This is a genomic window from Pontibacter sp. GD7 (assembly GCF_058216375.1).
Genome location: NZ_JBYZMP010000001.1, coordinates 666932 through 679383 on the forward strand (window position 1 = coordinate 666932; position 12452 = coordinate 679383).

General features: G+C 44.7%; 11 protein-coding genes. 3 read left to right on the forward strand and 8 right to left on the reverse strand.

Features of this window, described 5'->3' with window-relative positions; translation table 11 throughout:
• Positions 1 to 23 precede the first annotated feature (23 nt).
• Positions 24 to 2390 carry a TonB-dependent receptor gene (locus AC4BAP_RS02855; RefSeq protein ID WP_490581100.1) on the reverse strand — a complete coding sequence of 789 codons (2367 nt, stop codon included), beginning with the start codon at positions 2388 to 2390 and terminating at the stop codon, positions 24 to 26.
• Positions 2391 to 2571: 181 nt separating this feature from the next.
• Here AC4BAP_RS02855 and AC4BAP_RS02860 point away from each other — a divergent pair, with 181 nt between their 5' ends.
• Positions 2572 to 3018, forward strand: a complete 447-nt coding sequence (locus AC4BAP_RS02860) for a DUF4174 domain-containing protein (RefSeq protein WP_490581101.1) — start codon at positions 2572 to 2574, stop codon at positions 3016 to 3018.
• A 218-nt stretch (positions 3019 to 3236) separates the two neighbouring features.
• Here the strand turns inward: AC4BAP_RS02860 and AC4BAP_RS02865 are convergent, their stop codons facing one another.
• The 7 genes from AC4BAP_RS02865 to AC4BAP_RS02895 form a co-directional block, all read right to left on the reverse strand.
• Entirely contained in the window at positions 3237 to 3611 is a 375-nt protein-coding gene (locus tag AC4BAP_RS02865; protein WP_490581102.1) for a hypothetical protein, read from the reverse strand.
• Between the two features lie 163 nt (positions 3612 to 3774).
• A complete protein-coding gene (locus tag AC4BAP_RS02870; protein ID WP_490581103.1) occupies positions 3775 to 5007 on the reverse strand; it encodes a serine hydrolase domain-containing protein in 1233 nt (410 codons plus the stop codon).
• Between the two features lie 174 nt (positions 5008 to 5181).
• Positions 5182 to 5751: a magnetosome magnetite crystal formation protein family gene (locus AC4BAP_RS02875; protein WP_490581104.1), complete on the reverse strand. Its 570-nt coding sequence runs from the start codon at positions 5749 to 5751 to the stop codon at positions 5182 to 5184.
• A gap of 86 nt (positions 5752 to 5837) precedes the next feature.
• Complete coding sequence (locus AC4BAP_RS02880) at positions 5838 to 8216, reverse strand: TonB-dependent receptor (protein ID WP_490581105.1); 2379 nt, start codon at positions 8214 to 8216, stop codon at positions 5838 to 5840.
• Between the two features lie 154 nt (positions 8217 to 8370).
• Positions 8371 to 8802 (reverse strand): hypothetical protein, encoded by a 432-nt coding sequence (locus tag AC4BAP_RS02885; protein WP_490581106.1) that lies wholly within the window; start codon positions 8800 to 8802, stop codon positions 8371 to 8373.
• Positions 8803 to 9629: 827 nt separating this feature from the next.
• Entirely contained in the window at positions 9630 to 10178 is a 549-nt protein-coding gene (locus AC4BAP_RS02890; RefSeq protein WP_490581107.1) for a lipocalin family protein, read from the reverse strand.
• A gap of 17 nt (positions 10179 to 10195) precedes the next feature.
• A complete protein-coding gene (locus AC4BAP_RS02895) occupies positions 10196 to 10627 on the reverse strand; it encodes a GNAT family N-acetyltransferase (RefSeq protein WP_490581108.1) in 432 nt (143 codons plus the stop codon).
• 158 nt (positions 10628 to 10785) lie between these two features.
• Here AC4BAP_RS02895 and AC4BAP_RS02900 point away from each other — a divergent pair, with 158 nt between their 5' ends.
• On the forward strand, positions 10786 to 11283 hold the full coding sequence (locus AC4BAP_RS02900) for a YajQ family cyclic di-GMP-binding protein (protein WP_490581109.1): 498 nt from the start codon (positions 10786 to 10788) through the stop codon (positions 11281 to 11283).
• A 142-nt stretch (positions 11284 to 11425) separates the two neighbouring features.
• Entirely contained in the window at positions 11426 to 12208 is a 783-nt protein-coding gene (locus AC4BAP_RS02905; RefSeq protein WP_490581110.1) for a TerC family protein, read from the forward strand.
• Positions 12209 to 12452 lie beyond the last annotated feature (244 nt).

Below are 12452 nucleotides of genomic sequence, written 5' to 3' on the forward strand. Positions count from 1 at the left end.
TTATGGCCTGCCGCTGCTGTATGCTAAAACTCAATTCTGTAATTCAGTACGGGTACCATTCCCATCTGGTAATAGGTCTTAATGTCCTCTTTCATACGGTCGTAGTGCTGGGTAAACATGTTCTGGCGGTTGGTTACGTTTTGTATGTCCAGCGATAGAATGTAGGAAGCCTTTGGTTTATTTTTGCGGTAGCTGATGCGGATATCAGACCTGAAGTAATCATCAGCCTGTAGGCTAAAGCGTTTCTCCTCTACGAGTTTTTCCGTTGCAGCCTCTCTGGATCTTTCCAGGTCGATGGGGGTATAGCGGTTGCCGCCTGCTAACATCAGTTTCAGGTTAGTGCTGATCAGGTTTTGCTTGTTGCTGCCCACTTTAAATTCTTTGCCCGCCAGCAGGTTTACGATGTAGTTACCGTTAAAGCGTGTGTTTCGCTCTATGCCATCGAGTGCGGTATACTTAGACTCGTACAGCGAAGTGGTAAGCAGGTAATAGTAATTGTTGGTAAAGAATTTTTCAAGCGTCAGTTCCAGGCCATAGTTGCGGCCGGTGCCTTTATTTACCAGACTGTCGGTAGTAAAGCCATCTTCGTAGTTGAGGGCAGAAAAAGAGCCGTTACTGGCTGTACCCACAGGCACATTGTATAATTGCTGGTAATACGTTTCTACTTTCAGGCGCAGGTCTTCGCGCAGCATCTGGTCGTAGGCAAGCACATAGTGGGCGGCGCGGGTAAGGTCCAGGTTTTTGTTAGGCTGCACAAAGGTGTCTCCCTGGCGTTGCTGTGCAAAGTAGGTGGTCATGGCCTCGTGGCGGCTGTGCAGGCCAAAGCCGGCGCTAAATGAGCGTGCTGCGTTTACCTGCCATTTTAGCCCCAGACGTGGTTCCAGGCTGGCGCTGCCATTCAGGCCAAAGTATAAACTGTGCAGACCAGAGTTAAAAGTGAGTTGCTCTGTTAACCTGTGTTTCCACTGAGCAAATACCTGTGTCAGGGCGGTGCTGCCATTCTGCTCTACAAATCTGCCTCGCTCCCGGTTTGCATTCTGTCCTTCTGAAAAAGCATCATAGTTTAGGCGACTCAGGATCAAGCCGGTCCGGAAAGTATGGCGGTTGTTGATTTTGCGGTTATAAAGCGTGGAAAAGCGTGCCGAGTTGTAAGCAAAACTGTGGTTGTAATAGGGGATCACTGCAAAGTCATTGGTAAGCGAGTCTACTGTAGCCTGATTGCTGTTGGCGGATAATACCAGCGAAGACTCTAAGTAAGCATCTTTTGGCAGAAACAAGGTGTGTGATACACCGGCGGCCCCCATGTTGGCTTTAAAGCTCTCATCGAAGCGGTCCCAATAGCCTTCCCACTTGCTTGCGTCGCGTTCGGCAGGCATATCCTGCTTGCTCAGACCCCCAATCCCCCAGAAAGAGAAAATACCGGATTTAGTTGTTGGCAAGTATACTTTAAAAGAGAAGTCCTGGAAAACGGGGGTGGCATCGCCTGATATCTTAACGCCTATCTGGTTAAGCATGGCTAGGGTAGAGTAGCGGTAGTTGGCTAAGTATGATGCTTTGCTGCCTTGCTTAAACGGGCCTTCTGCGGCAAAATCTACGCCTAACAAGCCAGCCTGGAAAGCATACTCACGTTTCTCATTGTTGCCGTTTCGCAGCCTGATATCAAATACCCCGGACAGCGCATTGCCATACTCAGCCGGAAAAGCACCTGTGTTGAAGTCGGAGTTGTCAATCATGTTAACGCTCAGGATACTGATGGCACCTCCGGCTGCGCCCTCCTCTGCAAAATGGCTTGGATTGGGTATTTCGATTCCCTCCAGGCGCCATAATACACCGCGTGGGGAGTTGCCGCGTACAACAATTTCGTTGCTCATGTCTGCGCTTATACCTACACCGGCGTAGTTTTGGGAGGCACGGGCCGGGTCGTTCATACTGGCTGCGTAGCGCTTGGTTTCCTCAACGGCAATGGAGCGTGAACTGATCATAGCCATCTCGTTCAGCGGGTTGCCTTTGCTTTGCTCTCCCGCACTGATCACCACCTCCTGCAGCTTTTTAAAAGACTCGCTCAGGCCAATGTTCAGCACCAGTTCTTTACCAGAACCTAACAGCAGCTCTGGCAGAATTTGCTCTTCATAGCCAATGTAACTGATGCGCAACGTGTGGCGGCCAACGGGCACTTTGTCCAGCCTGAAATTTCCATTTACATCGGTGGCAGCACCCATGGCAGGGTTGGTGGTAAGTATAGCTACGGTTGCCCCGATAAGCGGTTCCTGCGACTCTTTGTCAATGATACGGCCACGGATGGTTTGGGAAAGGTCTTGTGCTGAGGCGCAAATACAGGAGAAAAGCAGCACTAGCCCAAGCAAGTGCTTGAAGTATACTTTAATCTTCATAGTTTTATATAAGTAGGTGTTTTTTCGTAACAGGGCGCAAAGGTAGGGATTAGATCACAAAGAGATAGTATAATTGTAGCAATATATTATACAAGGCTATTAATGTCTTGAGGTGCTGTTAAAGCGTGACGGACAACTTGAGGTCTTAACTGTAATTCAGCTCTTTGACGTAATGTATAGTATGATACAATTTCACGCCATCCTGTTAATAGCCTGTATGCTTGGCCAGGCGGCATGTTTACAAACTCAACCAAAAGCCATGGACCTGAATGAATACAAATGGAAAAACAGAGTTTTACTCTTGTTCACTCCTGATCCAGACAATGGAAAGTATGTGAAGCAGAGAAGCCTTATCAGTGCAAACGCCACAGGCATGCCCGAACGGGATATGGTGTTAATCGAGGTTGAGGGTGAAAATAAAGTATGGATTGACGGTAAGGAGCAGGAAGGAGTGCAAGGAAAACAACTGCGTGAGCAATTCGCTATTGCACCTGATGCATTTACCATATTGCTTATTGGCAAAGACGGAACCGAAAAGTATAGGAGCAACACCGCAGTTCCCCTGGAAAAGATCTATGCCCTGATCGACCAAATGCCGATGCGGCAACAGGAAATGCGTAAGCAGTAAACCGGTGCAATCTGCTATAAATTCAGAATTATACTTTGCAGCAGGTATGTAGCTTTATGTCTTACCAGGTTTAGGCACGAAGCAGGACAGCAATCAAGCAAATAGAAAATTGTCATTTCTAACGTTAGTGAGATAACTGGAATGTAGCCGGGTAAAGGAAATTTCCAGATTTCTCACTAGCGTTCGAAATGACAATTCTTTAAAAAGTTAGTTTATTCTTATAGCGGAGCCCCAACTGGCTTAGAGCAGTCGTGGCCTGGCTGGCCGTGCGGCGGGTTCGTGCCTGGTGCTACAGCGCCTTGTGGTACCTGAGATGGCGGCAAAGCCGGCGGTGTTACGGTAGAAGTAGGCACGTTTAGCTTTGGCTGTACCGGTGAGTTTAATGGCGCACCAACCGGAATATCGCAGCGGTGATTGGGCTCGCCGTGTGCCGGGTTTAGAGCAGCTGTTTCGCCCTGGGCAGTTGTACTTGCAGGTGTGGCAAAAGGTGCTGTGGCTGATGGGGTGTTGTTAACTTTTTGTTCTTTCTCAGAAGAGCAAGCAACAAATCCCAATACGGCAACAGGCAAAAGAATACGGGAGAGTATTTTCATGGATCAGAGGGTTTAATTACGGTAGCTACACTAACAAGAGTATGTATACTTTTGATTCCGGTAACAAGTTGATTTATTTTTAGAATAAATTTTATTTTGCTTTTGCAGCCGGATGTTATCTGATTTACTTACTCAAGTCAATTTCCTTAAAATTAATAAAAAATTACTGCCTTGCCTGCGACTTATGGTTATAAGGTATGTAATTTTCCCATTGCCACGGAGTATAAGTATCACCTATGGTTACTTCCAGTAGTTCTTTAAATATGCTCTCGGCGTTGTTGCTGTTGGTCATGATCAGCACACCTGTACCGATTTCAGGGAAAAGTATGGAGTAGTGTTTGTAGCCTTCTGAGCCTCCTTCTTTAAAGACCCCCTTGCCATAAGGCGTTTTCAATACACCCCAGCCCAGCCCATAGCCCAGGGCTATGTCTTCATTATCGTCCGTATCAACCAAAGCATCAGGGCCGAACTGCATTTTGCTTTTTATGGCAACCTGTTTCTTAAACAGCTCCTCATACGAGTCCTTCTTTAGCAATCTTTTATTAAGTACAGCTTCTAGAAACTTGGTATAATCTGCCAGTGTGGTGCCCATGCTGCCCGCTGCTCCGGCATCGTCGACCTCGTCTTTCGGGATCGGGTTCTGTTGGCGGTCATGGCCATAAACATACTGGCTTTCCTGTCCCGGCTGCCACACATAGATATAGCTGGTCCTGTCCATACCAAGCGGTTTAAAAATGCGTTCCTGCGCAAGCTCCTCCAGGCCTTTACCTGTTACCTGCTCTATCACAAACTGAAGTAGTGCAAATCCTTCTCCTGAATAGCTGTACCGCACACCCGGGTCAAACTGAAAGTATAGCTTGCCATCTTTTTTATACCCGGTACTGGTCAGAAATCGCCAGTTCGGAAAGCCGGAGGTATGGGTCAGGCACATGCGCGCCGTAATTTTTTCATAGCGTTTATCGCCTTTCAGGTCTATATATCCGTTCCAGCTTTTCGTATTCTTTTTGGTATACTCATATTCCGAAAGCGGCTTTTCGAGGTAGCTCTGAAGAGGAATATCCAGGTCAATCACGCCTTCCTCCACCAATTGCATTACCAGCACGCCGAAAACAGCTTTACTGAGTGAGGCTCCATAGAAAATGGTGTTTGGGTTTAAAGGTGTCTTGGTGGCAGTGTTGCTGTAACCGAAGGTTTTTTGGTAAACTCCGTTGTTGTTAAAGATGGTAATGCCCAACCCTGTAACCTTTGCCGTGTCCATCAGGCGATGGATAGTTTTATCTAAGTGGCTTGCGGATATTTTGCTGCCGTCTATTCTCCGGATGCTGCTGCCCTGACCAAAGGCCGTGCTTAAGAATAAAAGTATAGTTATGAGTGTAAGCGTGATGTGTGTTAGCATGTCGTTTCGGTTTTAAGCGTTTAACAAAGCGTTCATGTCAAAACTAGCTTAAATTGGGGCTCATCCACGCGACACCTGCCCGTCATGTACACGACACATTACCCTAGCGGCCGTTTTAGGCCCTTTTTGTGTGTTTGATGCAGCTGCACCTAACCACAAGCGACACTGGTGTTTTTATAGAAACTTAAGGGATAGTGGGTACTGGCAGGGCCGGTTTTGCAGCACACGCTGGGTATTCCGGAAAACGGAAAGAAGCGCAACTACTACCGTAAGAAGAAGAAGCACCAAGCCAACATGAAAGTATAAAACCAATAGCGTCAGCCCAAGTATAAGGGCAAGTGTTATAGTCAGGTGAAAGTTGATAACGGCCCTTCCCTGTGCATCGAGTTGCGGACTTTCATCGCGTTTATAAGCCCAGAGTATAAGCGGGAACACCACGTTTGCGAAAGGTATGATGATGCCCACAGCAGGTAACAGGTGTAGCAGCAGGAGCCACTTTTTGGAGGTAGTTATACTTTGCGAAACGTCAATAGCAGCAACAGGGGAGTAAGAGAGTTCCTGCACCTCAATTTCCAGTGATTGGGCGAGCAGTGTAAGGGTTTGTACATGGGGTTCCACTTTTGCATTCTCGATCCGCTGTATAGTTCTTACAGCCACGCCAGAACTCTCGGCGAGCTGCTCTTGCGTAAGGTGTTTCTGTTTTCTGTGTTGTAGTAGGTTTTGAGCTATAGCGGTTTTTTCCATGGCAACAGGGTAGCTTAGTCTTTATTATAACGAAAATGAAGAAGACATGCAACCTTTGCCTCTAATGGTTAAGGGCTGAGCAAGTGTTATCTTAGTTTCCCGAAACGATAATTCAGGGTTAATGTAAACTGGCGAAGTGGTGAAGCCGATTCCCTGATCTGGTGAAATGTTGGCGTATCCAACTCAACCCTGCTTAAACGCTCTTTCCGAAACGGACTACGTACCGACAGATTAATGCTGGCTTTGTTGGCTTTCAGAAACTCCTTGCTTATAGCCATACTACTCCAGGAGTAGCCATTGCTTTTGCCCTGTAAAAAAATGTTAGAGGAGCTGTAGCTTACATTTCCGCTGGCTCGCCAACCTTTGCCAATTCGGTAATTGCCAGCCCCCCGCAGGTTATAAGAAAGCCCTTCGTTGGTTTGCGTTACACCTTCAATCATACTTTCGAAAACTGAATAATTAGTGCTGGCATTTATGCTTATTGAAAGCTTTTTGAAAAAGGTAGTATTTGCGTTTAATGCCAGGTTATAGTTTTTGTTGCTGCCGATGTTTCCAAATGTAGTGTGCGCCACAGAATCTTTGGTCAGTGTGGTAAAGCTTTCGATCGCATTATTTGTTATGTTATGTGTGGCCAGAGTGCTAACAGATGTGTTTTTGATAAAAGTGCTGTACTCAAGCTGCAAAGAATGGCTTAATGCAGGCTTTAGGTTGGGATTTCCAAAACTTATGTTGAGCGGGTCGCTTAAGTCAGCGTACGGGTTTAATAAATAAAGTCCAGGCCTCTGAATCCGTTGGTTATAAGACAAACGCAACATGCTGCTTTCGCTTACTTTATAGGATAGGGAGATGTTCGGAAACAGGTTGTGGTATTCCTGTGTGACTTCAGTGCCAGAAGATTTAAAGTCTGCATCCAGCTTGGTTCTTTCCAGGCGAGCACCTGCTCTTATTCCCCATTTATTTTTCATCAGATTAAGAGAAAGGTAAGCGGCATGTATTTGCTGGCGGTAGCTGTAATCGCTGCTTTGCACTGGGTCAAGCAAAAAGGCTCCGGTTTTCTTATCCTGGTTTTTATAGAAATACTCACTACTGTTTTCCTCAAAAATTGATTTCAAGCCTAGCTCCAGCGTTTGCTTCCCGATTGGTTGCACATAATCTGCCTGCAGATTGTATTCCTTTGTCTTATCCGCTACATCCGTTATACTTCTCTGGCCTGTGTAATTTAGCAGCGGCTGAAGTATAAAAGATGACTCGTTGTTAAACTTATTTTGGAGCATGTTAAATGTCAGGTAAAGCAGCCGGGTATCGTTGTTCTGAAAGCTCTGCTGGTAATCAAGGGATATGTCATTGCTACTTCCGTTACTCTCACTGTCATTCAGGTTAAGATAAGCCTGCGTTAGCTGGCCAAGCTTGTTGCGTTGCTCTGCCCGCTGTGTGGCCTGATGGGTACTATTGCTCCAGTTCGTGCTGTAACTGGCAGATATCATACTTAGCGGGCTCAGCTCATAGCTCAGCTCTCCAAAAGCTGTTTGGGCAGTGCTTCTGCTGTTGCTTTCTCCTTTCTGCAAAAGCTTGTGCTGCTCATGTTTATTAGTTCTCAAGAAGTAATTGCTACTCTGAGGTATTGCGGTGCTTCTGGTGCTTGCCTGCCCGGACAGGCTGGTTTTGCCCAAAGTTAAATTTGTATAGGCATTGGCTGAGTATCCTCTAGGTGTAATGGCACCCAGGTTTACAGAACTATTGTAGCCGCTTATCCTGCTCTTGTGCGTTATGATATTTATAACACCTCCGGTTCCTGCCGCCTCATACTTTGCAGATGGATTGGTGATCACTTCAACTCTTTTAACCGAGTTCGCCGGCAAAAGCTTTAACACATCGCTTGGGGCTACAGCGAAAAGAGATGACCGTTTACCGTTAATCAGAATCTGGTAATTACTATTGCCATTCAATTGCAGGTTATCGTCACCATCTATCGTTAGCAGCGGCACCTTGCGCAGCATCTCCAAAGTGTTCAGGATGTTGCTTTCCGGGTCGGATTCTACATTATAGATCAGTTTGTCTGTATTCCGCTCAATTATGGGCCTTGTTGTTATAATCTGGACTTCGTTTAATTGGGTAACTGTGGGTATTAGCTGTATTATGCCCAAATCAATTACTGCTGAGGTTGCCTGTGGAAGGTTTATAACTTTGGTTTTGTAACCTACATAGGAAAGTATAAGCTGGTACTCTTGGTTTGGAAGGTCTGTTATTATGAAAGAGCCATCTTCTTGGGTAAGGGTGGTATTGATTATACTTTTCTCTTCGACTTCTTGAACAACTACTGTGACGTAGCCTAAGGTAAATTGTGTTATTGAATCCTTGGCCGTTCCCTGTATCATTGTTGCATTTACCCTTTTCAGTATAGAACGTTGTGATAAAGCAGGAATAGCCAAAATAATGTGGAGCAGAACCAAAATTAGTGCTTTCATAAGACTAGCTCAAATTTTGTGTCAACCATGTTGATCACTATGCACTAGTTCATAAATAAAATTATCAGCCTTTGAGTAATAAGGCTAATAGCCGGGACATTAGTCCCGGCATTTTGTTTATATACTATATACAATTAAAGTTTAGAAAGAGCTTTTAATTACAACCTATAGTAACATTGGAAGTTGATGACTTATTTCCTCGTTTAACAGTTGCAACTAAACGTCTAAAAACAGCTGTCCAGTTATTTTCATGGCATTCAATTTGAAGAGGACTCACGCTAGCGCTAAAAGAATAATGACCATTTGAATCTGGTTGATTTGAAATTGTACCTGCGATACTAAACTGAGACCACGGATTAGGCATTTTACCACCATTATTTCTACAACCATATTCTCCAGAAATTATAATTGAGATATCGGAAAGGTCACTACCAACTCCAGCTATCTTTCCTGTAATTTCACCGGTTGATTCATTGAAACACACTTGGCCTACAAAATGCGGCTTCCCACCACCTTGTGCATAAATGTTTTCAAAACTTAATAATGCAATTAGCGCAACAACGAGACTTAAAATTCTTGTTTTCATAGGTATTAAAATTTAAGTTAAAAAAGATTTTCGATTGTTATCCGATGTTACCGTAGGGCATAATAGTACCAGCCCAACAGCTTCTAACCGTTAGTGATTTTGACAACTTGCTTGTTAAGATCAATTGATCATCAAGCAGAAAAGACCGTGATTTTCAGGATGAGTCGCTTATTACCAGGAAGATTAGACTGTGATATTCCATGCTTACCCTTCTTATGATCAGACATACATTTTCTGGCAAAACTGTTGTAAACCAGTTTTATAAAGTGTGCTGTGTAAAGTTTTGTATTGTTTAAAGTTAGATTAACTAGATAATAGCACCTGCTTATACTCGTGTTTTGAGTTTAAAACATTTTAAAAGATCATTAAAAATAATTGGGTGCTAATCAATTAAGTTATTGCGCGTCTTTGCGCCGGTGGTGTAGTTATGGATACGTAAGGAAGAAGCTAATTGGACTTATTTTTACTTATAATTGGGTATTTTGAACTTTTGTTTAAGTAAACAGGCGGATGTAAGGGGTGTATAAATATTGTTTTTTGTTATATATAAGTACTGAATAAGTCAATTTTAAATCATTTTAATATAAATATATTATATGAAGCTGATTAGAGGTTTGGTTAAAAAGTATAAGCCTGCCATTATTGGTTTATTTCACTAAAAACTTAAAAACACTGACTTATATACTTGCTGGTGAGAACACGCAGCAAGGGCAGGCAGTATGGGTTTTAATAAACTCTAAATAGGCTCTTTATCTAAGTGTTTAAGTTCAATTGATAGGAATAGTGTACGATTAAACAGATTATGCATTGCCTTTAAGTGAAGCTAATCATTCATAACAACTCTGATCCATTTTCTCCAATTGCTCCACATCAAATCCCTTACTTTTTGCCTGCTGCACCATTAGGTTATAAACAGATTCATCCAAAACAGGTGTGCGGGAGAGGATCCAGAGGCTTTCGCGGTCCGGGGAGCCAACCAGCACATGTTGGTAATCGGGGTCCAGCTCTAAAATCCAGTAGTCACCTTTAAAGGGCCAGAAGAACTGCACCTTTAGTTTACTGTTGTTACTGCCTTCCACCGGAAAAGCCTTCCCGCTAATATCCGATACCTCGCCATTCGGCCCGCCTTTGCGACAGTAGTTGTATACTTCCACATATCCCTCGGGATTCAACGTATACTCGGCATGAACACAGTGGCAGCCTTTCTCGAAGCGCTGGGGCAGGGCTGCAATTTCATACCAGCGGCCGGTGTACTTGTTCAGGTCTACGCTGGGCACTGTTTCTAAGGGGGCATACTTTTTACTGCAGCTGCTGATTATAAACGCGCCAAGAGCCAGCGCGCCGGCCGTAAGTATAAACTTCGTTTTTTTACTCATAGCGTCTGTAAAGCACTCTACAGCTGTTTGGTCATTCTGTAATGCTGGATGCTGCCAAACAACAAGTGCGTTTTCTCCTCTACCTCATACCCGTTGCGGCGGTAAAAGTTTACGGCATTTTCACGGGCCTGCAGCATCATGCGGGTAGCCCCTAATTGCCTGGCGCGTTCTTCGAGGTACTGCAGCAGCTGGTCGCCTAGCTTTTTTCCTTGCATGTCCTGCCGAATGCCCATAAAGCGGATCTGCGCTTCTTCAGGAGTGGCCAGGTGCATGCGGCACACCCCTACAACCTCATCGGCTTCATCTACCAGCATGGCGTGTATGGCAGTGCTGTCATCGTCTGCGCGCTCACTCCCCTCTGGTTGCCCCCAGGGTTGGCGTAAGGTCTGGAAGCGTAATTTATAGTACTCTTCAAACTGCTCCGGGGTGCTGGGTTCTAGGATGCGCATTTTGGAATTGTTAAATAGTTGGATGGTTAAATTGTTATTTGCCTTATTATGGTGAGTATAACAATTAAACCATATAGCGATCAACAATTAACAATTATAAAATAACTTTGTCTGCTAAATATAGGTAAAATCAATTTTTAAACAGAAGGCTTAAAACTATGGCATCTTTTGATATTGTAAGCAAAGTAGACCCGCAAACCATGGACAACGCCATTAACGTTGCCCGCAAGGAAATCCTGAACCGTTACGACTTCCGCGACACGAAAGGCTCGCTGGAATACGACAAGAAAAACAACATGGTGCACATCAGCATGGAGAACGAGATGCGCTTGCAGCATACAGAAGATGTGCTGATCGGTAAGATGGTGAAGCAGGGATTGGATGCCACTGCGCTTGACTTTTCGAAAGAGGCTTACCAGAGCGGTGCCATGGTTAAAAAAGACATCAAAGTAAAGGCCGGCATCGATAAGGAAACCTCCAAAAAGATCATGAAGATCATCAAAGACAGCAAGCTGAAGGTATCGGCTGCCATGATGGACGAAACGATCCGTGTAACAGGTAAAAAGATCGACGACCTGCAGGGTGTTATCGCCCTGATGCGCAGCAACAGCGAAGAAATAGGCATGCCGCTGCAGTATGTGAATATGAAGAGTTAGTGATTGTTGAATTGTTAAATTGTTTAATGGTTAAATTGTTACATCGTTTTAAGGCGCTGTTTGTTAGGTAACTATCCACAGGTACTGATTGACAGTAACAACAATTTAGCAATCGAACTATTAAACAGTAAAATAGAAAACTATGGAAATTTTTGCGAATCCGGATACCTGGATAAGCCTGCTGACACTAACCTTTATGGAGGTAGTGTTAGGTATAGATAACATCGTGTTTATCTCGATTATTGTAGGCAGGCTGCCGAAGGAGCAGCAGGCAAAAGGCCGTAATATCGGTCTTGCGTTAGCCTTGGTTTTTCGTATTATCTTGTTGATGTTCATTTCGTGGATTGTGGGGGCAAGCAAACCGATCTTCTCAATTGATTTGCCATTTACGGAAGATGAGTTTGCCGTATCGTGGCGGGATATTATACTTTTTGCCGGTGGTCTGTTTCTGCTGGCCAAGTCTGTTACCGAGATCCATAACAAGCTGGAAGGAGAGGAAGAAGGGCACGGGAATGCCAAAGTATATGCCTCGTTAAGCAGAGTACTTATCCAGATCATCCTCATCGACATTGTCTTTTCTTTCGACTCCATACTTACAGCCGTGGGCCTGGCACAGGAAATCATTGTTATGGTTATTGCTGTGATTCTGGCCATGGGCATTATGCTGATCTTTGCCAAGTATGTAAGCGATTTCGTGAATAAACACCCAACCGTGAAAATGCTGGCACTGGCCTTCCTGATCCTGATCGGTTTTATGCTGGTAGTGGAGGCGCTGCACCAGCACATCCCGAAAGGCTACATTTACTTTGCCATGTTCTTCTCACTGCTGGTAGAGTTCCTGAACATGCAGCTTCGCAAGAAAACCACACCGGTACATCTGCGCCAGAACGAGGTAATAGAGCCGGAAAAGACAGAGATAGTATAGTACATAAAAGCAATAAGAAGGGCAGCATCTACATCAGGTGCTGCCTTTTTTGTGATTTTTGTACAAACAGCCATTCCTGGCGCCAGCATCTTGTTGGTGACTTGGGGTGGGTGTGAGTCTCCAGACTCGCTTTTGCAGTGCCGGGCCCAATTACTCATAACCCCCAATGTTCAATTTAAGCAAAAGCTCTTTCGGACTTCTTTGTCCGAAAGCAAAACTGCCAGGGGACATCCTTGTCCCCGTA